Source organism: Actinokineospora sp. NPDC004072, assembly GCF_053604195.1.
Map to the genome: position 1 here is coordinate 194452 of NZ_JBSGHB010000009.1, position 22532 is coordinate 216983.

The following is a 22532-nucleotide window of genomic DNA, read 5'->3' on the forward strand; positions in this document are numbered from 1 at the left end:
TCAGCGGAGGATGCCGGCCGCCTCCCGCCGCAGGTCGGCGATGCTCGCGCAGCCGACAAGCCGCATCGCCGTGCGCAGCTCGTCTGCGAGGAGGGTGAGCGCGTCGACCACCGCAGGCGCGCCGCCCGCGGCCAGCGCCCAGAGCACCGGCCTGCCGAGCAGCACCGCGTCGGCCCCCAGCGCGAGGGCCTTCAGCACGTCCGTGCCCCGGCGGAAGCCGCTGTCGACCAGCAGCGGGAGCCGGCCCGCCGCGGCCGCGGCCACCTCGGGCAGGGCCCGGATCGCGGAGACCGTCGTGTCGAGCTGCCTGCCGCCGTGGTTGGACACGACCAGCGCCGACGCGCCGACGTCGAGGGCGGGGCCGACATCGCGGGGGTTCACGATCCCCTTGAGGACCACGGGCAGGTCGGTCGCGGCCCGCAGGCGCTCGACATCGGGCCACGTGGCCGAGGGGTCCAGGGCGGCCCCGTCGAAGGAGTGGATGGGGTTGTTGTGGTCGACCCGGTTCCGCTGCGCGAAGTTCGCGGCCGACACGCCCGGGGGGAGGGTGAACCGGTTGCGGATGTTCTTGTCCCGCTTCCCGGCGACCGGGCAGCCGACGGTCAGCACGACCGCCCGGTAGCCCGCCTCCTCCGCCCTGCGCACCAGGTCCAGGGTGACGCCGCGGTCCTCGAAGAGGTACGTCTGGAGCCACAGCCGGGTGTGGTGCTCGGCGACCTCCGCCAGCGCGACGCTGGACATCGCGCTCACCACCATCGGCACCCGCAGCTGCGCCGCCGCCCGGGCCGTGGCGACCTCGCCCTCGTCGGCGACGAGCCGGTGCAGCGCGGTCGGGCTGATGCCGAGGGGGAGCGGGCAGGTCTGGCCGAGCACCGCCGTCGTCAGGTCGACCTCGCGCACGTCCCGCAGGCACAGGGGGGACAGGGCGATCGCGTCGAAGTCGCGCCGGTTGGCCGCGAGGGTGATCTCGTCGCAGGCGCCGCCGTCGATGTAGTCGAACACGTCCTGCGGCAGCCTGCCCCGCGCCGCGGCCCGGAAGTCGTCGAGGGACGCCGGGGTGCTCATCCCGCCGCCCCGCTGCCGAGCCTGCCCAGCAGCCGCTGCCGCACGGCGGGCCACTCGGCGGCGATGATGCTGAACAGCACCGAGTCGCGGACCCGGCCGTCGGGGTAGACCATGTGGTCGCGCATGACCCCCTCCTGCACCGCGCCGAGGATCTTCATCGCCGCCCGGGAGCTGAGGTTGGCCGGGTCGGTGATCAGCTCGACGCGGTTGACCGCCAGGGCCTCGAAGGCGTGGGTGAGGGTCAGCAGGCGGACCTCGGAGTTGACCAGCGTGCCGCGGGCGGCCTTGGCGTACCACGTCGAGCCGATCGCCAGCCGCCGGTGGTCGGGCACCAGGTCGTAGAACCGGGTCGTGCCGATCACCCGGCCGTCGGCGCGGTCCAGGACGGCGAACGGGTGGTGCTCGCCGGCGGCGGAGCGGGCCATCGTGTAGTCGAACCAGGCGTCGAAGCGCTCGCCCGCGCCGTTGTAGTTGATCGGGAAGTACGTCCAGATGGACTCGTCCTCGGCTGCGGCCGCCCGCAGCGGCTCGCGCAGGTCGGCGACCAGCGGTTCGAGGACCACGCGCAGGCCCACCAGCCTGGGCGGTCGGTCGAAGGGCACGCTGCCTCCCGGGAGCTAGGTCGCCTTGCGGCGGTCGAGTGATCCCCTGATCGCGGCGAGCAGGCCGTCGACGTCCCGGCACGCCACGTCCGGGTGGATGTAGAAGTAGGGCTGGCCGCCGCCGGGCAGCACGTCGTCGGCGTCGCGCACCCGCACCGGCACGGCCCCGACCCCTTCGAGGGCGAGCACGGGCAGCGTGCACAGCTTGATCCGGTTCTTCCGGGTGCCGCGGAAGACCGCCGCGCCAGCCCAGGGGAGCACGGTCATCCCCGCCGCGGTCGGGGCGAGCAGGGCGAGCTGGCCCGCCTTGGCGTGGATGGTCCAGCGGATGTGGTCGGGCAGGCAGGTCAGGATCGGGTCCTGCGGCAGCTCCCGGTCGCTCTTGATCTCGGCGAGGTAGTCGATCGCGGCCGTCCACACCTCGCTGAGCATCGCCTGCCGCAGGCACTCCTTGACCTCGGGCGCGGGCGCGGCGTCCCGCACGGCTTCGGCGTCCGCCCGCAGCGCGGCCAGCTGCGGCGGGGTGAGCGCGGCGTAGGGGCGGAAGATGTTCGCGGTGAGGTCGCGGTAGAGCGCGCGGTACTCGTCGGCGGGGAGCCGCTTGAGGTGGGCCAGCGCCCGGTAATCGATGGTGAAGACCAGCGACTTCAGCAGCGAGGCGAACCGGCCGTCGCGGTTGGCGCTCTCCGGGTCGGGCTCGACCTGCGCGGCGGCGCGCATCGTGGTCGCCATCGCGTTCGGGTCGAAGATGGGCCCCAGCACCGCCCGGTAGTCGATGCGGGCTTGGCGGGCGATCGCGGCCTTCTGGGCCTGGACGGGCGCGGGCAGCCGCTCGCGCAGGAGCGTGCGGTAGTCGAGCAGCTCGATGTGCCCGTCCAGCCGCAGCCGCCGGACCAGCGCCGCCAGCCGGAGCCGGTAGGTCTCCACCGCGCTGTCCCGCTCGTTGATCACCGCGTTGAACCGGCTGCCGTCGGAGACGACGGTGAACCGGGCCAGCGCGCCCGGCAGGTCCGGCCTGGCCTCCCGGTAGACCAGCTCGACGGTCGCGGCGATCTCGTAGAGCCCGAGGATGAAGTTCAGCTCGGCGAGGTCGGGCAGGCGTCCGCGCGTCTTGAGCGGGGAGAAGAATTTCAGCGGCAGCGCGGGAATGACCATCTTTATCGGCGCGCCCGCGCGAATCCGGTCGCGCACGTGGCAGCACAGCTGTTCCCGCGAGCACCGTTCCCGCGGGCCGCGCAGGTACTGCTGGTCGAACATGACCTCGGTGACGAACTCGGCCGTCCCGACGCCTGCCGGGTCGGCGATGCCGTACCTGTGGCAGTTGGTGCGCGCCCGCGACTTGGCCGCGAGCGCGCGTTCCCGGCAGAAGGCCGAGCAGGCGTCCATAATGGACGGAATCAGGCGCTCGTAGACGGTGCGCGCGTCGATGTCGACGCACTTGGCGGCGAACTCCTCGGCGGAGTAGGTGTCGAGGTCGGGGTTGCCCGCCAGCCGCTGCATGAAGTGCGAGCTGACCACGGCTTCGCGCACGCGGTCGAGGCCGGTCGTGTAGACCAGGCGTTCGGCTGCGCCGCCCCGGTCGGCCGTCATGGCGTCTTCTCGGCTGCACGGCAGCTAGGCACGGAAGTCCCCATTCGGCTGATGGTGCTCGATGAATGGTCACGCGGACGCCGCTGATCCGAACACCGGGACGTTAGCACGGCGGCAGTTCGCCCTACATCGTCCACCGCGTTGCCCTTTGGGGCGTACTTTGGTCCGCTATCGCATTTCCGGCAATCGAACCGCGCTATCCGCCTGCGGTTCACCCGGTTTGGGCCGCCCTGTCCCGTTGGCGCGGCGGTATCGGTGTGCGGCAGGATATCGGTATGGAGCAGCGGCGGGCGCCGCATTCGCCGCGGAGGAGCCGCTGGCACGCGCCGGGCGGTCGGCCGCCGGAGGTGGGCCTGCCGCCCGCGGAGGTCGCCCGGGTCTTCGCCGACCAGCGGCGCGGCACGTGGCCGCCGCCGTTCCCGTTGGCCCTGCAACCGCTGGTGCTGGCCAACGCCGCCTTCCACGAGTTGTTGCGCGCCACCGCCGACCTGGTGGCGCTGCTGCGGAAAGCGGCCTGGCACTGCGGTTCCGACCGCGACGCGCGCATCGCGGCGCTGGGCATCGATCCGGCCGGCCTGCCCTTCTTCGTCGCCGACGAGGACTTCGAGTGGCGCCACTGCGCCGACCTGGCCAGGGCCGACGTGGTGATCGGCCGGGACGGGCCGAAGTTCGTGGAGGTCAACGTCAGCGGGGCGATCGGCGGCATGGCCGACTGCGCCTTCTTCCTGCGCGGCTGGCGCGCGGTGGCCGACCGGGCGGGCGTGGCCCCGTTCCTCGGCGTGGACATCTGGAGCAGGCTCGCCGCCCTGGTCGAGCGGACGTGCGCGGAGCTGGGCGTGCTGCCGTCCGCGGTGCTGGTCGACCACCCGAGCTTCGTGGACCGCGCGACCACCGCCGACACCCTGCGCTGGCAGGTCGACGGCCTGCGCGCGCACGGCATCCGCGCCCGGCACGTCGAACCGGCCGACCTGCTGGCCGAGATCGGCCTGCCCGGCCCGCTGCGGGAACCGCTGGGCCTGGCCGAGTTCGACCAGGACGACGCCAAGGCCTCCGGCTGCGACCTGACCCCGGTGCGCGCCGCGCTGGACGCAGGGCTGGTGCTGGTCCCGACGCAGACCGCCCGGCTGCTGCACTCGAAGAAGACCCTGGCCCGGCTGTCGGAGGGGCAGCCGTGGATGGACGCCGCGGAGCGCGCCTTCGTCGACCGCTACGTGCCGTGGACGCGGGTGGTCGGCGATCGCCCGGTGTCCTGGCGCGGACAGCGCCACGACCTGCCCCGGCTGCTGCTGGAGCGCCGGGAGGCGTTCGTCCTCAAAGGATCGATGGGCTGCGCAGGCCGGGAAGTCGCCTTCGGCGCGCGGACCGAGCCCACCGCGTGGGCCGCGCTGGTGGCTTCGGCGGTCGAGACCGGCTACGCCGTCGCTCAAGAGGTTGTCGAGGCCGACCCGGTGCCGGTCGACGTGCTGGCCGAATCCGGCGAGATCACGCGCCTGGCGGCGAACGCGGTGGTCAGCCCGTTCTGCGCCGGTGGCGCGCCCGCAGGCTGCCTGGCCCGCTTCCTGCCCGCAGGACCGCCGGGCCTGGTGCGTCGGGCGGACGGCGCGGTCCTCGGCTGCGCGATGGGCAGCGGTTGAGGGCTCAGCCCCAGTCGGCCTCGACCCGGACATGCGGCGGGGACGGCCGGATGGTGCGCAGGTCGTGCTCCAGCAGGAGGGTGTCGCCGTCCGCGGCGATCTCGCGGAAGCCGTGGAACTTGTAGGTGATGTACATCATCCGGTTGCGGCCGGTGGTCACGAAGTCGGCGAGCAGCCGCACGCCCGCGCGCTCGGCCTGGGCCAGGATGTGGTTGATCATGATGCCGCCGACGCCGCGGCTGATGACCCGGCAGGACATGATGAACAGCTGCACCAGCCAGGTCCCCGGGTCGCGCTTGATCAGGGCCAGGCCGACGGTGCCGCTGGTGCCGTAGCGGTCCCGCAGGTCGGCCACCACCAGCAGGTGGTCCGGCGAGGTGGACAGCCGCCGCAACTCGTCGTAGGAGTAGGTGCGCCCGGTGGTGTTCAGCTGGTTGGTGCGCACGGTCAGCTCCTCGGCGCGGCGCAGGTCCAGCTCGCCCGCGCGGCGGATGCGCAGCCGCATGTCCAGGGTGGCCAGGAACTCCGCGCTGGTCCCCGGGAACGCGGCCGCCTGCTCGTCGCGGCGGATGTCGGACTGGTAGATGCGCCGCCGCAGCGCCGACTCGTCGGTGATGAACCGCGGCCGCATGCCGTCGGCGGCCAGCAGCCCGCCGATGTCGGCGGCGTCGACCACGCGCACCTGCGGCAGGGCGAAGCGCACCTCGTCGCGCTCGAAGGGCTGGTCGTCGACGAAGACCACGGTGTCCGCGCCGATGCCGAGGCGCTCCACGATCGCCTTGACCGAGGTCGACTTGCTCGCCCACCCGATCTGCGGGTGCAGGAAGTACTCGGCCAGGCCGAAGGCGGTCAGCCGCTCCCACGCGGGCGCGAACTCGTTCTTGCTGGCGACCGACTGCAGGATGCCCCGCCGGTCCAGCTCCGCCACGATCGGCACGATCCCCGGCGTCAGGACAAGCTCGTCGCCTTCGAGCAGGGTGCCCTGCCACAGCGTGTCGTCGAGGTCCCAGATGACGCACTTGACGCCCGGTCGCATGTCGCCGCCCATCAGCGCAGGTACGGTCGTTGGAAGGCGTAGTCGGACAACGCCAGCTGGTGGATCTCCGCCGTCCCCTCGATGACCCCCATGACCGTGGCGTCCCGCAGGTACCGGCTGACCGGGTGGTCGGCGGCGCAGCCGTTGGCCCCGTGCAGGTGGACGGCGTCGGTGGCCACCCGGACCGCGGCCTCGGCGGCGAAGTACTTGGCCGTGCAGGTCTCCATCACCGCGCGCGGGTCGTGCTGCTCGTGCAGGCAGGCGCTGCGGTGGCAGAGCGCGCGGGCGGCGGTGTGGGCGACCAGCATGTCGGCCAGCTTCCGGCGGACGAGCTGGTGCTCGCGCAGCGCGCGCCCGCCCTGCCAGCGCTGCTCGGCGTAGGCGACGCAGGCGTCGAGGCAGGCGTGGATGATGCCGGTCGTCCCCCAGGCCACCGAGCGGCGCCCGTGGTCGAGGGCCAGGTTGGCGACGAAGGCCGCGCCCATGCCCCGCTGCCCGACCTGGTGAGACGCGGGCACTGGGACGGCGTCCATGCGCAGCTCGGCCAGCATCGCCCCGCGGGTGCCGATCACGTCGCCGATCGGCAGCACCGCCAGGCCCTCGCTGCCGCGCTCCACGATGAAGGCGGTGGGCTTGCCGTCGCACCGGGCGAAGACCAGGAACAGGTCGGCCACCTGCCCGTAGGTGATCCACTTCTTGGTGCCGGTGAGCAGGAACGCGCCGCCGCGGTCGACGGCCTCGGTCGCCACCTCGTGCGCCGCGCTGCCGACCCCGGGCTCGCTGAGGGCGAAGCCGATGATCCGCTCGCCCGCGCACAGGGCGGGCAGCCACCGCTCCCGCTGCTCGGGGGTGCCCAGCCGGGCCAGCGCCTGGGCGGCCATGTTGTGCACGGTCATCAGGCTGCGCACCGACGAGCACGCCTTGCCGACCTCCTCGGTCACCAGGCCGTAGCTGACCGGGTCGAACCCGCCGCCGCCCCACAGCTCGGGCAGGCCCGCCCCCAGGTAGCCGCCCGCCCGCACCGCGTCGAGCACCGAGCGCGGGGTCCGCTGCTCCCGGTCGATGCGGTCGGCCCACGGCGCGATCTCCCGGCTGGCGAAGCGGCGCGCCTGCTCGCGGCGCTCGGCCTGCTGCTCGGTCAGCGCGGTGCTCACGCGCCCGCCGTCTTCCTGGTGACGAACGCGGTGAGCGCGTCGATGGAGGAGAAGTTGGCGATGTCCAGGTCGTCGCGCTCGGCGGTGATGGCGAACTCCTCCTCCACGAAGGCGACCAGCTGGACGGCGAACAGGGAGTTGACCATGCCCAGGTCGAAGATGTCGTCGTCGTCGCGCAGCGGCCCGGGGACGGCGCCCTCGAAGTACCGGCGGATCCTGGTTCGCACGTCCACGGCCGCTCCCGCTAACGGTTCGGATAGTCGTAGAAGCCCTTGCCCGCCTTGCGCCCCAGCTGCCCGGCGTCGACCATCCGCCGCAGCAGCGGGCAGGGGCGGAACTTGTCGTCGGCCAAGCCCTGCCGGAGCACGTCGAGGGTGCGCAGCACGGTGTCCAGGCCGATCAGGTCGGCCGTGGCGAGCGGGCCCATGCGGTGGGCGAAGCAGCGCACGAAGATCTCGTCGACCTCGCGCGCCCCGGCGACGCCGTCCTGCACGACGTGGACGGCCTCGTTGATGGTCAGCATGAGCACCCGGTTGGAGACGAACCCGGGGGCGTCGTTGACCACGATGCCGCGCTTGCCCATCTGCTCCAGCAGCGCGGCGGCGGCCGCCTCCGTCGCCGCGCTGGTGCGCTCGCCCCGGATCACCTCCACCACGTCCTTCTGCGGCACCGGGTTCATGAAGTGCATCCCGATGACCTGCTCCGGCCGCCCGGTGACCGCGGCCAGCCGGGTGATGGAGATGGCCGAGGTGTTGGCCGCCAGGACCGCGTCGGCCGCGCACACCCGGTCCAGGTCCCGGTAGACCGCCTCCTTGGTCGCCCAGTCCTCGGTCGCGTTCTCGATGACGAACTCGGCCTCGCCGAGCCGGTCGAGGTCGGTGGTCAGGTCGATGCGGGCGAGGATCTCGCCGTGGTCGGCCGCCCGCAGCCGCGGGTCGAACAGGGCAGCGGACTTCAGCCGCCGCGCGATGGTCTCGCCCGCGCAGTCCAGAATGGACTGGTCGAGGTCCACCGCGACGACGCGGTGGCCGGTCTGGGCCAGGCTCTGGACGACGCCGACGCCGATGACCCCCGTCCCGACGACACCGACGTTCCGGAACCTCATGGGTCTTTCCTCCGTCGCAGGGGCCGCCGCGGCTCAGACCGGGGCGAGGTCGTCGGTGAGCACCCGCTCGATGGCCGCCGCGCCGTCGCAGGCCAGCTCCCCGCGCCGGTCGGTCGACCCGAGCCCGCGGATCGCCCGCTCGAACAGGCCGGGCAGCTCGTGCGGGGTCAGCGACACCTCGATGTCGGCGAACGCCCGCAGGCAGGTGGCGTGGCGGTACTGCTCGTCGCGGGTGTCCCGCCGGTAGGGGAAGCAGAGGATCCGGGCGTCGCCCTGCAGGGCTTCCAGGAGGGAGTTGTAGCCGCCCGAGGAGATCACCAGGTCCGCGCTGGCGTGCAGGTGCGGCAGGTCGCGGTGTTCCTCGTGCACGCGGGTGTTGTCCGCCGAACCGTCCTCCCACCGCAGCCGGGACTTGGGGCCCAGCACGATGTCGAAGGCGATGTCGCCGTGGTCGCGCGCGAGGTCGATGCAGCGCTGGACCAGCTCCTCGCCCCGCTGGCCGCTGCCCGCCGACGCCACCACCCAGGTGTCGCCGTCGCGCAGCCCCCGCTGCGCGCGGGTCGCCTCGATCGCCGCCCGCGGCACGGCGTCGACCACATAACCGGTGTGCACCGCCTTCTCGCTGATCCCCGGCACCGGGTAGTGCGCCGCGAAGTCGAACACCCGCTGATCCACGGCCACCAGCACCCTGCGGTAGCGGGTCTCGATCGATTCGCGGGCGGCGCCGCCGAACACCAGCCGCCGCAAGTCCTCGGTCTCGTTCTGCACGCCGCGCGTTACCAGGTACTTGGGGCAGTCCGCGCCGCTGACGACCTCGGCCAATTCCTCGTGCATTCCCAAGGGCAGGTGGTCCACGAGGATGACGTCCGGCTCGAAGGCGGCCACAATGCCCGCGATCAGGCGTTTGCGGAACCGGGTCGACTCGTGGAGGTCGAGGTCGATGAACGGCGCGCGCCCCCAGTAGCCCGCTTTGCCGGGCAGCAGGCTGTCCCAGCCGGGCAGGTGGACGTATTCGCATTCGGCGGGCACCAGCCAGCCCGCCGCCGACCGGTGGCTGGTGACCAGCAGGCAGGCGAAGCGGCCCTGGAGCCTGCGCGCGATGCCCGCCAGCCGCCGCAGGTGGCCGATCCCGGTGCCGCCGTCGAAGGAGAACAGGAGCGCCCTGCGCTGCGGCGCGCCCTGACCACCAGAGACCATGAGTGACCCCCCACAATGGGCCGTGTCGGTGTCGTCGTGCCGGGGGTTCGCGGGAATTGCGCGTGCGCCGAATGCTAGCGCCCGCTGATCCGCCTTGTCGAGGCGTTTCCCTTGGGGCTGCTCGATTGCCGGACCGGCGGCCGACGGGGTGAACGCCAGCGCCCCGAATGACCAGTTTGCGGAAATGCGCTGCCCGAAGGTGCGGACGTCGGGGCAGTGTCGGCGCCCGCGCCCGATCCACCGGGCGCGGGAGCGCCTATTCTGGCGTGGCCGGGATCAGCGGAGCTGCCCGACGCCGTTCGCTGAGCAGCAAATTCGGCCCCGCTGCCGCATTTCGCCGGTCGGCGCCGGATTCTCCGGATCGGCGGTGGGAGCGCTGGCGCGCCGCTGGTTCCCGGTGCCGCGTGTGGTGACGTTTGGCCTGCCGTCTGTGTTCGACCCGTCGCGGGCAAGGAAGGCGCGGAATGCTGTCCCACATCGAGACGCTGGTCGTGGCGAACGCGCTGGCCCGGTACGACCAAGAGATCAGGGCCGCGCTCGCGGAGCTGGCGGTCGCCGACGACGGCGCCGAGTTCGGCCCCGGGTACGGCCTGCCCCCGCCGGGCCCGGCGCTGGCGGCCTTCTCCGCCGCGTCCGACCTCGGCTTCGCGCGGCTGGGCGACTACCGCGGCAAGCGGCTGACCCTGCTGGACCTCACCCGCAACCCGCGGACCCGCACCACCAAGACGTGCGCGTCGCTGGTGATCGTCGCGCGGGCCGTCGAGCACATCCGCCGCACGGGCGGCAGGCTGATGATCGTGTCGCCGTCGTCGGGGAACAAGGCGACCGCGCTGCGCGACGCCGTGCTGCGCGCCTACGAAGCCGGTCTGGCGTCGGCCGACGAGCTGCGCATCCTGGTCATCGTGCCGAGCACAGCGGGCCCCAAGCTCTGGGCGTCGCGTTTGGACGGTGATCCCGGGCTGCGCGCCCGCAACCCTGTCGTCACCTACGACGGCGCGCAACCCGGTGACGTCAAGGCGTTGGCCCGATCTCTCGTCACCGACTACGGCCCGGTGGCGCGGGACCGCCACGGCGCGGACCTCTGGTACACGCTCGCCATCGACAACTACAAGGTCGCCGACGTGGTGCGCGCCTTCGCCGAGCAGGAGTTCCTGCCGCCCGCCGCGGGCAGGCTGCACGTGCACGCGGTGTCCAGCGGTTTCGGCCTGCTGGGCCACAACCTCGGCGCGACCCGGCTGGCCGCCGCGGGCCACGGCGAGCCGACCGCGCGCTACTTCCTCGTCCAGCACCTCGACACGCCCGACATGGTGCTGAGCCTGCACTTCGGCTCCACCTCCCGCGACCACCTCCCGCCCTACCGCTTCGACAGCGCGACCGGCCTCTACCGCCAGGACAGCGATCCGCGCTTCCCGACCACCACCTACGACCCGCGCGAGGTGCTCGACCCGACCTTCTACACCCGCGACCCGGTGACCTCGGCGGAGATGAACGCGCTGATCCGGGCCAGGGGCGGCGGCGGGATCGTGGTGTCGCTGCACGAATGCCTCCAGCGCTACCCGCGGCTGCGGGCGCTGCTGGCCCCCGCCGGGATCGCCCTGCCCGCGGACCCACGCGACCTGCGCGAGTGGTCGCTGGTGATGGCCCTGACCGGCATCACCAACGCGATCGACCGGGGGCTGGTCGCCGAGGACGACATCCTCGTCCACGGCTCCGGCAGCTACCAGCGCGCGGAGTTCGAGCCGATCCCGGCCGCGCACCTGACCCCGGTCACCGGGCTCGCCGAGGTGGCCGAGGTCGTGGCGCGCAGCTGGTCCGATGTCCGCTGAGGACCTCGCGGCGGTGGGCCCGCCGCGGACCCGGGCCGCGGGACCGCTGCGCCGCCTGGGCGCGCGGGCCGCCTACGCCTGGGACCACAGCGCCTTCCCGCCGCTGGCCGCCGCGCGCGGCTGGCACGACACGCGGCTGCGGTCCCCGGTCGGGGTGGTCTCCAGCGCGGGGCCGCACCTGCCGACCATCGCGTACGCAGGCCCGCCCCACGGCGTCGTCAAGATCCACCAGCTGCTGGAGGAGCGCAGGGAAGCCCTCGGCGGCAGCACGACCGAGCGCGAGCGGGGCGGGCTGCCGCGCGGCGAACTGCCCGCTGCGGACCTGGTGGCGGTCGGGTGCACGCAGCGGCAGGCCGAGCGGTGGGCGGGGCCTGCGGCCCTGACGCTGCCGTACCGGGTGCACCTGGTGGTCGACCTCGACGGCGACTGGCGCCGCGCGCTGTCGCGGCGGGAGCGGCAGTGGTTCGCCGCGGCGCGCCGCTCCCGCGCCTGGGCGCTGGAGCAGGCCGACGACGACGGCTCCTTCGCCTACTTCTACGACCGGATGCACGAGCCGACCATGCGGCTGCGGCACGGGGAGCGCGCCCGCAGCGAGGCGCGCGAGCGCGCGTACGAATGCCTGTTCCGCGCGGGCGTGCTGGTCTTCGTGACCCTCGACGGGGTTCGGGTGGCGGGCGCGCTGTGCCGGGCCGACCGGGCCACGCTGACGATCCGCCTGGTGGGCGTCGCCGACGGCGCGCGGCAGCACTACACCGACGGCGCGCTGCGCGCCGCGGACCACCTGCTGCTGGAGTGGGCCGCGGGCAACGGCTACCGGCACGTCGACTTCGGCGGCGTGGAGCCGTTCCTGAGCCAGGGGATCTTCCAGTGGAAGCGCAAGTTCGGCCCGCGCGCGGTGCGCCCGCGCACCCACCTCGGCCGGTTGGCGCTGCTGTGGTGCGCCAAGCGCGACACCCCGCCGGTGCGCGACTTCCTGGTCGCCAACCCGGTGCTGGAGCTGGCGGGCGACGGCGGGTTCTGCGCGGTGTACTTCCACGACGCCGAACGCCCGGCGCGCACCCACCTGTCCCACGTCTGCGCGAATGTCCAGCGGTCGCGCGTGGTCGACCTCGACGTGTTCCTGGCGGGCCTGCCCGGGCGCGGGGCGGACCCGTGACCGCGACCCGCTCGCAGCCCGCGCGCGGGCGCGCCCACTCGGGAAAGGTGCGGCCCATGTGCGGGATCGTCGGCTGGCTGGACTTCTCCCGGGACCTGCGCCGGGAGGGGCCGACCGTTGCGGCGATGACCGCGACCATGCGCGCCCGCGGGCCCGACGGCGGCGGGACGTGGCTGGGCAGGCACGTCGGCCTCGGGCAGCGGCGGCTGGCGGTCATCGATGCCGCGGGCGGCGCCCAGCCGATGACCGCGGCGGTGGGGCCGGACCGGCAGCCGGTGGTCCTGGTGCACGGCGGCGAGGTCTACAACTTCCCGGAGCTGCGCGGGCTGCTGGCCGGGCTCGGGCACCGGTTCAGCACCCGCTCGGACACCGAGGTCGTCCTGCGCGCCTACCTGGAGTGGGGCGCGGGCTGCGTGGAGCGGCTGGACGGGATGTTCGCCTTCGCGGTCTGGGACGGCGCGCGGCAGCGCCTGCTGCTGGCCCGCGACCGGCTCGGCGTCAAGCCGCTCTACTACCTGCCGCTGCCCTCGGGCGTGCTGTTCGCCTCCGAGCCCAAGGGGCTGCTCGCCAACCCGGTGTTCCACCCCGAGGTCGACGAGCAGGCCCTGCCGATCCTGTTCAGCCCGCGCCTGGCCCTGCCGGGGGAGACGCCCTACCGGGGCGTGCGCGAGGTCCGGCCGGGCTGCGTCGTGCGCGTCGACCGGCGGGGCTGCCGCGAGCAGCCGTACTGGCGGCTGGAGAGCCGGGAGCACACTGACGACCTGCCCACCACGGTGGCGGCGGTCCGCGAGCGGCTGGCGGCGGCGGTGCGGCGGCAGCTCGTCGCCGACGTGCCGGTGGCCGCGCTGCTCTCCGGCGGGCTCGACTCCAGCACCCTGGCCGCCCTCGCCGCCCGGGGCGTCGAGCGGCTGACCACGTTCGGGCTCCAGTTCACCGGCGACGAGCAGGCCTTCCGGCCCACGGCGCTGCGCCCGGAGCGCGACGCGCCCTACGCGGCGCTGGCCGCCCGGCACATCGGCAGCGAGCACGTCGCGGTCGAGCTGGACCCCGCCGCGGTGGCGGCGGTCGGGCGGGTGCCGCTGCGGGCGCGCGACCTGCCTGCGCTGGGCCAGTTCGACGCTTCCACCTACCTGCTGTTCAAGGCGCTGCGGGAGCGGGTGACCGTCGCGCTCTCCGGCGAGGCCGCCGACGAGGTCTTCGGCGGCTACCCGTGGTTCCACGACCCGCGCACCGTCTGGCGCGACACCTTCCCCTGGCTCGGCGACGCGCCCCGGCTCACCGACTGCCTCGCCCCGGACGTGCGCGCCCGGGTGCGGCCCCGCGACGACGAGCGCGACCGCTACGCGACGCTGCTCGCCCGCGTGCCCCGCCTGCCCGGGGAAGCCGGGCTGGACGCGCGGATGCGCGAGGTCCTGCACCTGAGCCTGCAAGGCCCGCTGGCCTACCTGCTGGACTGCGCCGACCGGATGGGCATGGCCGTCGGCTTGGAGGTGCGCGTGCCGTTCTGCGACCACCGGCTGCTGGAGTACGTGTGGAACGTCCCCTGGTCGATGAAGTCCGCGGGCGGCCGGGCCAAGGGCCTGCTGCGCGCCGCGGCGGCCGACCTGGTGCCCGCGGCGGTGCTGGAGCGGCCCAAGTGCGGCTACCCGGCGCTGCACGACCGCGGGCACGACGCCGCGCTGCGCGCCGCGGCCCTGGCCATCGCCGACGACCGCTCCTCGCCGCTGCACGGCGTGCTCGACGGCGCCCGCGTGCGGGCGCTGGCCGAGGGCGCGGGCGCGACCATGACCCACGTCAGCGTGGCGCACCTGCTGTGCCCGCTGCTGGAGGTCGACGCCTGGATGCGCGAATACCGGCTGGCCCTGCGGTGACCGGGGGCAGCCAGGACCGCGCGGCGGGGTTGTGCGCCGCGCTGACCGCCTGCGGCTTCGGCCCCTTCTACGGCACCCCGTGCGGCATCCTCGCGCCGCTGTACCGGGTCGCCGAGGAGCGCGCCGCCCTGCTCACCGTGCCGCGCGAGGACAACGCCGTCGGCATGGCCGCGGGCGCGGCGCTGGCGGGCAGGCGCCCGGTGGTGCTGATGCAGAACTCCGGGCTCGGCCACTCGGTCAACGCGCTGGCGTCGCTGGTCATCCCGTACCGCCTGCCGATCCTGCTGGTGATCAGCCTGCGCGGGGTGGCGGGCGACCCCACCGAGGAGAACCAGGTCATGGGCCGGGCCACCGCGCCGCTGCTGGCCGCCCTCGGCGTCGGCTCGGCGGTGGTCGACCCCGCGGACCCCGCGCCGCAGGTGGCCTGGGCGGCGCGCGCGGTGCGGCAGGGGGGCCGCGCCGCGGCGCTGCTGATCACGCCGAGCGGGTTCGGGTGGCGGGCGTGAACAAGACCGACGCGGTGCGCGAGGTCATCGCGGCGACCGGGGACGAACCGGTCGTCTTCACCACCGGCTACGCCTGCCGGATCGCCCGCGGCATCGCCGACCGGCCCAACCACTTCTACATGACCGGCTCGATGGGGCTGGCCTCGTCCATCGGCGTGGGCATCGCCCAGGCGACCGGGCTGGCCACGGTCGTGGTCGACGGCGACGGCAGCGTGCTGATGAACCCCGTCGGCCTGGTCGTCGCGGGGGCGCTGGGGCCGCTGCCGCTGGTGCACGTCGTGCTCGACGACGGCCGCTACGACTCCACCGGCGGCCAGGCCGTGCCGTCGGCGACCGACCTCGGCGCGCTCGCGCTGGCCTGCGGCTACCGGGAGGTCCACCGGCTGGCCGACGCGGCGGCGCTGCGCTCGGCGCTGGCGCGCGGGCTGGGCGCCCGCGGCGGGCCGGTGTTCCTGCACTGCGTGCTCACCGACCCCGACCTGCCGATCACCGCGCGGGTGGGCGCGGGGCTCGGCGCGCACGCCGAGCGGTTCAGCAGACACCTGCGCGGGCTGGTCCGATGACCCCGCGGGTCGGCGCGCTGGTGCTGCCCGAGCACGCGGGCACCGACGTCTGGCGGCGCGTGGAAGACCTCGGCCTGCACCACGCCTGGACCCTCGACCACCTGTCCTGGCGCACGACGGCCGGGCGGCCCTGGTTCGACGCGATGACCACGCTGGCCGCCGCGGCCGCGGTAACCAGCCGCATCGAGCTGGGCACGCTGGTCACCACGCCCAACTTCCGGCACCCGGTCGTCACCGCCCGGCAGGCGATGTCGCTCGACCAGCTCAGCGGCGGGCGCTTCGTGCTGGGCATCGGCGCGGGCGCGGCGGGCCAGGACGGCACGGCGCTGGGCGGGCCGCCGCTCGCGCCCGGGCAGCGGGCGGCCCGGTTCGAGGAGTTCGCGGTGCTGCTCGACCGGCTGCTCTGGGCCCGGCGCACCACCTTCACGGGGGAGTGGTTCACCGCGCGGGAGGTGTGGATGGTCCCCGGCTGCGTGCGCGGGCCGCGGCTGGCGGTCGCGGCCGCGGGCCCCCGGGGCATGCGCCTGGCCACGACCCTCGCCGAGACCTGGGTGACCATCGGCGACCCCGCCCACCCCGGCGCGCAGGACGAGGCCGCGGCCTTCGCCACGCTGCGCCGCCAGGTGGACCGCCTCGCCGACATCTGCCTGCGCCACGGCAGGCGCCCGGAGACGCTGCGCAAGCTGGTCAACCTCAGCCGGGTGGCACCCGACCCGTACGCCTCCCCGGACCGCCTGGCCGAGCTGGTCGGGCGCTGCGCCGACCTCGGCTTCACCGAGGTGGTCCTGGCCTACCCGCGCCCGCACGGCGTCTTCGCGGGCGACCCCGCCGCCTTCGACCGGGCGTTGTCGAATCTGCGGTGAGGCAGGCCCCGCGCCGCTACTGTCGCCGTCGTTGTTGATCGGTCGACCGCCTCCCGCGCGCGGAGGCGGTCTGGCAAGGGAGCCACCGCATGGAACTGAACAAGGCCACCACCGCGTTCCTCGCCTGTCACTGGGAGAACGACATCGCGGGGGCCGACGGGGCCTTCGCGCCCTTCTTCCGCGCCGAGGTCGAGCGCCGCGGCGTCATCGCGGTGGCCCAGCGGCTGCTCGCCGGGGCGCGGGCGGCCGGGGTGCGGGTCGTCTACACCCGGGTCGCCTACCAGCCCGGGCACAGCGACCTGGTCACCAACGTCCCGCTGCTGGCGGTCGTGGGGCAGCAGGGCAGCCTGCTCGACGGCACCCCGGCCACCGAGATCCTCGACGAGCTCAAGCCCGAGCCGGGCGAGCTGGTGGTCACCAGCCCCAAGGTCGGCGCCTTCGCCGCCAGCGACCTCGACGCCCAGCTGCGCGCCGCGGGCATCGACACGGTGGTCCTGTTCGGCGTCGCCACCAACCTCACCATCGAGAGCACCGGCCGCGCCGCAGGCGACCTCGGCTACCGCGTGGTGGTCGTCGAGGACGCCTGCGCCGCGGGCTCCCAGGAAGCCCACGACGCCAGCATCGCCACCTTCACCCTCCTCGGCGAAGTCACCACCGCCGACGAGCTCCTCGCCGCCCTCTGACGCCCGGCTACGGCTCGCCGCCCTCCGGCAGGGGCGGCGAGTAGGCCGTCTCGACGCGGGTGATGCCGTGTTCGAGGAGCGCTCCCTGCACGAAGAGGTACACCACGTGCATGCCGGTGCGCGTGGTGTCGATGTGCATCGCGTTCTCCCGGCGGGGCGGGTCCAGCCGGATCTGCGACACCCGCGCGCCGCCGATGCCCGGCAGGGTCCGGCGCAGGGACTGCGCCAGCTGGTAGAAGCGCCCGCGGGAGATCAGGTCGGTGCACTCGACCGTCACCGTCGCCGGGTCGTCGGGTTCGCCGCCCGGGGACCACGTCACCACCACCCGGGCCTCGTGGCGGTCCCGCTGGCGCAGCTCCCGCCGGAGCACCAGCAGGGGCAGCAGGGCGAACAGCAGGCCGAAACCGCCCACGACCAGCGCGGTCGTGGTGTCGATCCCCTCCCACGGCCGGAACACCACCAGCGCGGGCGCCCCGACCAGGACGACGGCGAGCGCGATCGCCCGCAGCCCGATCCGCGGCTTCCCGCCCGGCTCCTGGTGATCCATTCGCCCAGTATCGGGCACGGGCGCCGCCCGACTTGACGCCGATACCCCCTAGGGGTAACTTGAAGATACCCATACGGGGTTATGGTGCAGACGGAGGGAGGAGCGGCATGAACGGCTACGCGCAGGACAAGGACGCCTACCTGAAGCGGCTCAAGCGCATCGAAGGGCAGGTGCGCGGGTTGCACCGGATGGTCGAGAACGACGAGTACTGCATCGACGTGCTCACCCAGATCTCCGCCGTCACCAAGGCCCTGCAGGCCGTCTCGATCGGCCTGCTCGACGAGCACCTCAAGCACTGCGTGACCGAGGCCATCACCCAGGGCGGGGAGACCGCCGAGGCCAAGGTCAACGAGGCCAGCGCCGCCATCGCGCGCCTGGTGCGGTCCTGAACAACCGAGGGAAAGAGGGAACGACATGACCGAGACCACCTACACCGTGACCGGCATGACCTGCGGCCACTGCGCGGCGTCGGTCCGCGAGGAGGTCGGGACGATCGACGGCGTGCAGAGCATCGCCGTGGACGTGCCCACCGGCAAGGTCACCATCACCAGCGCCCAGCCGCTGGACCGCGAGCGCGTGCGCGCCGCGGTCGAAGAGGCCGGGTACCAGCTCACCGCGTAGCGCAGAGGATCTGGGAACACCATGAACACAGCAGGTAAGCTCGCCGCCTACGGTGCGGCCGTCGTCCTGGTCGCCGCGGGCGCCTGGGTCGTCGGCTCCGCTGTCGGTCCCTTCCCCGGCGCGGCCGGGGTGCCCGAAGCCGAGGGCTCCGGGCACGGGGACGGCCACAGCGACACCGTCGCGGCAGCACCGCACGAGCCCGCCGGGCTCGCGTCGTCCAGGGGCGGTTACACCCTCACGCCCGTCTCGACGACGCTGACGGCCGGGCAGCAGCAGCCCTTCTCCTTCCGCATCACCGGCCCCGACGGCGCGCCCGTCACCGGGTTCGACGTCGAGCACGACAAGCGGATGCACCTGATCGTGGTGCGCCGCGACCTCACCGGCTTCCAGCACGTCCACCCGGAGATGTCCGCCGACGGCGTCTGGACCGTCCCGCTGGCGGTCGACCAGCCGGGCGTCTACCGCGCCTTCGCCGACTTCGCCCCCACCGGCGGCGAGGGGCTCACCCTCGGGGTGGACCTGTTCGCCGACGGGACCGCCGAGCGCGTCGAGCACGCCGACTCGCGGGTCGCCGAGGTCGACGGCTACCAGGTCCGCCTGGACGGCGACCTGGCCGCGGGCCGCTCGGCCGCGGTCACCGCCACGGTGACCAAGGACGGCGTCCCCGTCACCGACCTGCAGCCCTACCTGGGCGCCTACGGGCACCTGGTCGCGCTGCGCTCGGGGGACCTGGCCTACCTGCACGTCCACCCCGACGGCGAGCCCGGCAGCACCCCGGCAGGCCCGGAGATCGGGTTCGGCGTGGAGATCCCGACAGCGGGTACCTACCGGTTGTTCCTGGACTTCCAGCACGGGGACGTGGTCCGCACGGCGGCGTTCACCGTGACCGTGGGCGGCCAGGCCGACGCGGGCGGCCACGGCGAGCCCGGACACGGGCACTAGGAGGAGGGCGACATGGCTTCCGACATCCGCGCGCTGCCCGGCGAGGTCGAACTCGCCATCAGCGGGATGACGTGCGCATCGTGCGCCAACCGCATCGAGCGCAAGCTGAACAAGCTCGACGGCGTGACCGCCACGGTCAACTACGCCACCGAGAAGGCCAAGGTCACCTTCCCGGCCGACATGGACCCGTCGGTCCTGGTCGGCCAGGTCGAGGCCGCCGGGTACGCGGCGACCCTGCCCAAGGCCGCCGCCGACGAGCCCGAGCAGGCCGCCGACGAGGACCCGACCCGCGCGCTGCGGCACCGGCTGATCGGCTCGGCCGTGCTCTCGGTGCCGGTGATCGCGCTGGCGATGGTCCCCGCCCTGCAGTTCACCTACTGGCAGTGGATCTCGCTGGCCCTGGCCGGTCCGGTGGTCGTCTGGGCGGCCTGGCCGTTCCACAAGGCCGCGTGGGCCAACCTGCGCCACGGCGCGGCGACGATGGACACGCTGATCTCGATGGGCACGCTGGCGGCCTTCCTGTGGTCGCTGTACGCGCTGCTGTGGGGCACCGCGGGCACGCCCGGGATGACCCACCCCTTCGAGCTGACCATCCAGCGGATGAGCGGCGAGGCCAACATCTACCTGGAGGTCGCCGCCGGGGTGACCACGTTCATCCTGGCCGGGCGCTACTTCGAGGCGCGGTCCAAGCGCCGGGCCGGCGCGGCGCTGCGGGCGCTGCTGGAGCTGGGCGCCAAGGACGTCGCCGTGCTGCGCGACGGGCGGGAGACCCGCATCCCCGTCGACCAGCTCGCGGTGGGCGACCGGTTCGTCGTGCGGCCCGGCGAGAAGATCGCCACCGACGGCGTGGTCGAGGACGGCTCCTCCGCGGTCGACGCGAGCATGCTCACCGGCGAGTCGGTCCCGGTCGAGGTCGGGCCGGGCAGCGAGGTCGTCGGGGCGACGGTGAACGCGGGCGGCAGGCTCGTCGTGCGCGCCACCCGGGTCGGCTCGGACACCCAGCTGGCGCGGATGGCCAAGCTGGTCGAGGACGCCCAGACCGGCAAGGCCGAGGTCCAGCGGCTGGCCGACCGCGTGTCGGGCATCTTCGTCCCGATCGTGATCGCCCTGGCCGCCGGCACGCTGGCCTTCTGGCTGGGCGCGGGCGGCAGCGTGGCCGCGGCCTTCACCGCCGCGGTGGCGGTGCTGATCATCGCCTGCCCGTGCGCCCTCGGCCTGGCCACGCCGACCGCGCTGCTGGTCGGCACCGGGCGGGGCGCCCAGCTGGGCGTGCTGATCAAGGGCCCGGAGGTGCTGGAGTCGACCCGGCGCGTGGACACCATCGTGCTGGACAAGACCGGCACGGTGACCACCGGCCAGATGTCGCTGGTCGAGGTGCACGTGGCCGACGGCGTCGACCGGGCCGAGGCGCTGCGCCTGGCCGGTGCGCTGGAGGACGCCTCCGAGCACCCCATCGCCCAGGCGATCGCCCGCGGCGCCCGCGACGAGGTGGGCGAGCTGCCCGCGGTCGAGGACTTCGGCAACGTCGAGGGGCTGGGCGTGCAGGGCGTGGTGGACGGCCACGGCGTGGTCGTCGGCCGCACGGCGCTGCTGGAGCAGTGGTCCCAGCACCTGCCCGCCGACCTAGCCGAGGCCAAGGCCGCGGCCGAGCGGCGCGGGCACACCGCCGTCGCGCTCGGCTGGGACGGCGCCGCCCGCGCGGTCCTGGTCGTCGCCGACACGGTGAAGCCGACCTCGGCCGAGGCGATCCGCGAGCTGCGGGCGCTGGGCCTGACCCCGGTCCTGCTCACCGGCGACAACACCGCGGTGGCGGAGTCGGTGGCCGCCGAGGTGGGCATCGGCGAGGTCATCGCCGAGGTGCTGCCCGAGGACAAGGTCGCCGCGGTCAAGCGCCTCCAGTCCCAGGGCCGAGTCGTGGCGATGGTCGGCGACGGCGTGAACGACGCAGCCGCCCTGGCCCAGGCCGACCTCGGCCTGGCGATGGGCACCGGCACCGACGCCGCCATCGAAGCCGCCGACCTCACCCTGGTCCGCGGCGACCTGCTGGCCGCCGTCGACGCCATCCGCCTGTCCCGCCGCACGCTGAGCACGATCAAGGGCAACCTGTTCTGGGCCTTCGCCTACAACGTGGCCGCCCTCCCGCTGGCCGCGGCGGGCCTGCTGAACCCGATGCTCGCAGGCGCGGCGATGGCCTTCAGCTCGGTGTTCGTGGTGACCAACAGCCTGCGCCTGCGCAGCTTCCGCGGAATCCGCCCCGAAGCCACCGCAACCCCGCGCCAGGCCAACCACGACAACCGAGAACTCACCAAGGTCGGCTGACCCGCACGCGCGAAGACCCGCGTCCACATCGGACGCGGGTCTTCGCGCGTGCTAGCAGTTCCACTCCGGACTGACTCACCCTCGCCGGGGTGGCAAATGTGATCGCCGCCACGGTGTTGATCATCCATTCCGGCACTTGCAACGCTGACCGCCGCTCGGCCTGTCGTTTGAATACTGTGAATGTGCCTGATAGTGCCTGCTTGTGTCGTGACAGCGACGCGCTGCAGGCGCTGAGCCGCAACCTTTGCGAAAGTTCTCGCTCGGTTTGGCAAAGTTAGTTGTATCACTCAAGGATTTCGCGCGAAGCACCGGTAGGCTGCCGGGCGCGGGCATTCGGGGTGACCCCGTGTGCCGTATCGGCATGCTCGCTGACTGGCACGTCACCGGCGATGTGTGGTCCCGCTTCCGTCGTCACCGCTTCGGCTGGTTGTGCGGCGGAGCTCAGCAGGTCACGGTAGGAGGTTGAGTTGCACGCGCGTTCTATTGCCGTGTCCGCGACAAGGGGAGGCGTTCTGATGGTCCCGTGTCCACCTCTGCCCCGCCTCGCAGCCCGAAGGCGGCGAGCGCGGTGAGGGAGCGCCCGGTGGAACGAGATCCAAGATCCGACGTGGTGATGCGTGCCGTCGGGATCGAGTTGAGGCTGGCGAGGCAATCGCGGGGGATGACGCTCTCGCAGGTGGCCGAGCAACTGCCGTCCGGAATCCGCGTGCCTACCCTGTCAGGGTACGAGACCGGAACCAAGTCATTCCACGTTGGACGTTTTGTTGAGATCTGCATTGCCCTAGGCGTTTCGGCACCCAACCTCCTGACCGCAGCGCTGCACCGTGCCGGGATGGGTCTTGCTGCCGTGGGGGTGGTTATCGATCTCCGGTTGATGGCCGACAACGCGCCGCAGGAACTGGAGCCGCTGCGCCGTTGGGCGCAGTGGAAGCTTGAGGGGAATGCCGAGGCTGTGACGATGGTCGAACCGGCGTTGATCCGGGACATGGCTGGCTTCTGCGGCCTGTCGGTTTCCGCGATGGCCGCCGAGTTGGAGCGGTTCGCCCCGACGTAGGGGCGAACCGCTCCAAGCGGCTAGTGGTACCGCCACCACAGGGCGGTCACCATGTCGGGGGCCGCTGAGGCGGTGGTCGGAAAGAGAGCCACCGCCGCGATGACCGCCAAGGCGATCACCAAGCGGCTATGCCGGTACTGCAAAGTCAGCTCCTCGGGACATTCGACACATCGTCTGCTAGAGGCGAAAAAGTCTCTG

Annotated in this window: 22 protein-coding genes; 13 read left to right on the forward strand and 9 right to left on the reverse strand. The window is 73.5% G+C overall.

Annotated elements, in window-relative coordinates; translation table 11 throughout:
* From ACWEPX_RS16160 to ACWEPX_RS16170, 3 genes are read right to left on the reverse strand one after another with little or no spacing between them, the layout of a single operon-like run.
* Complete coding sequence (locus ACWEPX_RS16160) at positions 1–1065, reverse strand: alpha-hydroxy acid oxidase (protein ID WP_451897948.1); 1065 nt, start codon at positions 1063–1065, stop codon at positions 1–3.
* Positions 1062–1667: a GNAT family N-acetyltransferase gene (locus tag ACWEPX_RS16165; RefSeq protein ID WP_451897949.1), complete on the reverse strand. Its 606-nt coding sequence runs from the start codon at positions 1665–1667 to the stop codon at positions 1062–1064. The genes ACWEPX_RS16160 and ACWEPX_RS16165 overlap by 4 nt, the downstream gene beginning before the upstream one ends.
* Before the next feature lie 15 nt (positions 1668–1682).
* Positions 1683–3257, reverse strand: a complete 1575-nt coding sequence (locus ACWEPX_RS16170; protein ID WP_451897950.1) for an L-tyrosine/L-tryptophan isonitrile synthase family protein — start codon at positions 3255–3257, stop codon at positions 1683–1685.
* Positions 3258–3532: 275 nt separating this feature from the next.
* On the opposite strand from ACWEPX_RS16170, the gene ACWEPX_RS16175 reads away from it, so the two are divergent.
* Entirely contained in the window at positions 3533–4891 is a 1359-nt protein-coding gene (locus ACWEPX_RS16175) for a hypothetical protein (RefSeq protein ID WP_451897951.1), read from the forward strand.
* A gap of 4 nt (positions 4892–4895) precedes the next feature.
* Here the strand turns inward: ACWEPX_RS16175 and ACWEPX_RS16180 are convergent, their stop codons facing one another.
* Genes ACWEPX_RS16180 through ACWEPX_RS16200 form a run of 5 tightly spaced genes read right to left on the reverse strand, consistent with a single transcriptional unit; the run spans position 4896 to position 9383 of the window.
* Complete coding sequence (locus ACWEPX_RS16180; RefSeq protein WP_451897952.1) at positions 4896–5927, reverse strand: HAD-IIIC family phosphatase; 1032 nt, start codon at positions 5925–5927, stop codon at positions 4896–4898.
* 11 nt (positions 5928–5938) lie between these two features.
* Positions 5939–7081 (reverse strand): acyl-CoA dehydrogenase family protein, encoded by a 1143-nt coding sequence (locus ACWEPX_RS16185; RefSeq protein ID WP_451897953.1) that lies wholly within the window; start codon positions 7079–7081, stop codon positions 5939–5941.
* Positions 7078–7314, reverse strand: coding sequence for an acyl carrier protein (locus ACWEPX_RS16190; RefSeq protein WP_451897954.1), 237 nt, complete (start codon positions 7312–7314; stop codon positions 7078–7080). The genes ACWEPX_RS16185 and ACWEPX_RS16190 overlap by 4 nt, the downstream gene beginning before the upstream one ends.
* Positions 7315–7325: 11 nt before the next feature.
* On the reverse strand, positions 7326–8186 hold the full coding sequence (locus tag ACWEPX_RS16195) for a 3-hydroxyacyl-CoA dehydrogenase family protein (protein WP_451897955.1): 861 nt from the start codon (positions 8184–8186) through the stop codon (positions 7326–7328).
* 33 nt (positions 8187–8219) lie between these two features.
* Entirely contained in the window at positions 8220–9383 is a 1164-nt protein-coding gene (locus ACWEPX_RS16200) for a glycosyltransferase (protein ID WP_451897956.1), read from the reverse strand.
* 464 nt (positions 9384–9847) lie between these two features.
* Between ACWEPX_RS16200 and ACWEPX_RS16205 the strand changes: the two genes are divergently transcribed.
* The 7 genes from ACWEPX_RS16205 to ACWEPX_RS16235 all read left to right on the forward strand — a co-directional run bounded on the left by ACWEPX_RS16205 (position 9848) and on the right by ACWEPX_RS16235 (position 16851).
* Positions 9848–11209: a DUF6002 family protein gene (locus ACWEPX_RS16205; protein WP_451897957.1), complete on the forward strand. Its 1362-nt coding sequence runs from the start codon at positions 9848–9850 to the stop codon at positions 11207–11209.
* Positions 11199–12365, forward strand: coding sequence for a hypothetical protein (locus ACWEPX_RS16210; protein WP_451897958.1), 1167 nt, complete (start codon positions 11199–11201; stop codon positions 12363–12365). Before ACWEPX_RS16205 ends, ACWEPX_RS16210 begins: the two co-directional genes overlap by 11 nt.
* 56 nt (positions 12366–12421) lie before the next feature.
* Entirely contained in the window at positions 12422–14236 is a 1815-nt protein-coding gene (gene asnB, locus ACWEPX_RS16215) for an asparagine synthase (glutamine-hydrolyzing) (RefSeq protein WP_451897959.1), read from the forward strand.
* A complete protein-coding gene (locus ACWEPX_RS16220) occupies positions 14233–14742 on the forward strand; it encodes a thiamine pyrophosphate-binding protein (RefSeq protein ID WP_451897960.1) in 510 nt (169 codons plus the stop codon). Before asnB ends, ACWEPX_RS16220 begins: the two co-directional genes overlap by 4 nt.
* A complete protein-coding gene (locus ACWEPX_RS16225) occupies positions 14739–15305 on the forward strand; it encodes a thiamine pyrophosphate-dependent enzyme (RefSeq protein WP_451897961.1) in 567 nt (188 codons plus the stop codon). The genes ACWEPX_RS16220 and ACWEPX_RS16225 overlap by 4 nt, the downstream gene beginning before the upstream one ends.
* On the forward strand, positions 15302–16168 hold the full coding sequence (locus ACWEPX_RS16230) for an LLM class flavin-dependent oxidoreductase (RefSeq protein ID WP_451897962.1): 867 nt from the start codon (positions 15302–15304) through the stop codon (positions 16166–16168). Before ACWEPX_RS16225 ends, ACWEPX_RS16230 begins: the two co-directional genes overlap by 4 nt.
* Positions 16169–16257: 89 nt before the next feature.
* A complete protein-coding gene (locus tag ACWEPX_RS16235) occupies positions 16258–16851 on the forward strand; it encodes a cysteine hydrolase family protein (RefSeq protein WP_451897963.1) in 594 nt (197 codons plus the stop codon).
* Positions 16852–16858: 7 nt separating this feature from the next.
* On the opposite strand, the gene ACWEPX_RS16240 is transcribed toward ACWEPX_RS16235, so the two are convergent.
* Positions 16859–17398 carry a hypothetical protein gene (locus ACWEPX_RS16240; protein ID WP_451897964.1) on the reverse strand — a complete coding sequence of 180 codons (540 nt, stop codon included), beginning with the start codon at positions 17396–17398 and terminating at the stop codon, positions 16859–16861.
* Between the two features lie 107 nt (positions 17399–17505).
* On the opposite strand from ACWEPX_RS16240, the gene ACWEPX_RS16245 reads away from it, so the two are divergent.
* The 5 genes from ACWEPX_RS16245 to ACWEPX_RS16265 all read left to right on the forward strand — a co-directional run bounded on the left by ACWEPX_RS16245 (position 17506) and on the right by ACWEPX_RS16265 (position 22334).
* Positions 17506–17787: a metal-sensitive transcriptional regulator gene (locus ACWEPX_RS16245; protein ID WP_451897965.1), complete on the forward strand. Its 282-nt coding sequence runs from the start codon at positions 17506–17508 to the stop codon at positions 17785–17787.
* Positions 17788–17812: 25 nt separating this feature from the next.
* A complete protein-coding gene (locus ACWEPX_RS16250; protein WP_451897966.1) occupies positions 17813–18019 on the forward strand; it encodes a heavy-metal-associated domain-containing protein in 207 nt (68 codons plus the stop codon).
* Between the two features lie 21 nt (positions 18020–18040).
* Positions 18041–18961: a hypothetical protein gene (locus tag ACWEPX_RS16255; protein ID WP_451897967.1), complete on the forward strand. Its 921-nt coding sequence runs from the start codon at positions 18041–18043 to the stop codon at positions 18959–18961.
* A 12-nt stretch (positions 18962–18973) separates the two neighbouring features.
* Positions 18974–21280 carry a heavy metal translocating P-type ATPase gene (locus tag ACWEPX_RS16260; protein ID WP_451897968.1) on the forward strand — a complete coding sequence of 769 codons (2307 nt, stop codon included), beginning with the start codon at positions 18974–18976 and terminating at the stop codon, positions 21278–21280.
* Between the two features lie 613 nt (positions 21281–21893).
* Entirely contained in the window at positions 21894–22334 is a 441-nt protein-coding gene (locus tag ACWEPX_RS16265) for a helix-turn-helix domain-containing protein (protein ID WP_451898056.1), read from the forward strand.
* Positions 22335–22532 lie beyond the last annotated feature (198 nt).

Coding starts and splice junctions, on each gene's coding strand:
- ACWEPX_RS16240 (WP_451897964.1), bottom strand. CDS start 17,398: ATGGATCACCAGGAGCCGGGCGGGAAGCCGCGGATCGGGCTGCGGGCG.
- ACWEPX_RS16175 (WP_451897951.1), top strand. CDS start 3,533: ATGGAGCAGCGGCGGGCGCCGCATTCGCCGCGGAGGAGCCGCTGGCAC.
- ACWEPX_RS16250 (WP_451897966.1), top strand. CDS start 17,813: ATGACCGAGACCACCTACACCGTGACCGGCATGACCTGCGGCCACTGC.
- ACWEPX_RS16230 (WP_451897962.1), top strand. CDS start 15,302: ATGACCCCGCGGGTCGGCGCGCTGGTGCTGCCCGAGCACGCGGGCACC.
- ACWEPX_RS16260 (WP_451897968.1), top strand. CDS start 18,974: ATGGCTTCCGACATCCGCGCGCTGCCCGGCGAGGTCGAACTCGCCATC.
- ACWEPX_RS16170 (WP_451897950.1), bottom strand. CDS start 3,257: ATGACGGCCGACCGGGGCGGCGCAGCCGAACGCCTGGTCTACACGACC.
- asnB (WP_451897959.1), top strand. CDS start 12,422: ATGTGCGGGATCGTCGGCTGGCTGGACTTCTCCCGGGACCTGCGCCGG.
- ACWEPX_RS16200 (WP_451897956.1), bottom strand. CDS start 9,383: ATGGTCTCTGGTGGTCAGGGCGCGCCGCAGCGCAGGGCGCTCCTGTTC.
- ACWEPX_RS16160 (WP_451897948.1), bottom strand. CDS start 1,065: ATGAGCACCCCGGCGTCCCTCGACGACTTCCGGGCCGCGGCGCGGGGC.
- ACWEPX_RS16235 (WP_451897963.1), top strand. CDS start 16,258: ATGGAACTGAACAAGGCCACCACCGCGTTCCTCGCCTGTCACTGGGAG.
- ACWEPX_RS16205 (WP_451897957.1), top strand. CDS start 9,848: ATGCTGTCCCACATCGAGACGCTGGTCGTGGCGAACGCGCTGGCCCGG.
- ACWEPX_RS16255 (WP_451897967.1), top strand. CDS start 18,041: ATGAACACAGCAGGTAAGCTCGCCGCCTACGGTGCGGCCGTCGTCCTG.
- ACWEPX_RS16195 (WP_451897955.1), bottom strand. CDS start 8,186: ATGAGGTTCCGGAACGTCGGTGTCGTCGGGACGGGGGTCATCGGCGTC.
- ACWEPX_RS16180 (WP_451897952.1), bottom strand. CDS start 5,927: ATGCGACCGGGCGTCAAGTGCGTCATCTGGGACCTCGACGACACGCTG.
- ACWEPX_RS16210 (WP_451897958.1), top strand. CDS start 11,199: ATGTCCGCTGAGGACCTCGCGGCGGTGGGCCCGCCGCGGACCCGGGCC.
- ACWEPX_RS16245 (WP_451897965.1), top strand. CDS start 17,506: ATGAACGGCTACGCGCAGGACAAGGACGCCTACCTGAAGCGGCTCAAG.
- ACWEPX_RS16265 (WP_451898056.1), top strand. CDS start 21,894: ATGCGTGCCGTCGGGATCGAGTTGAGGCTGGCGAGGCAATCGCGGGGG.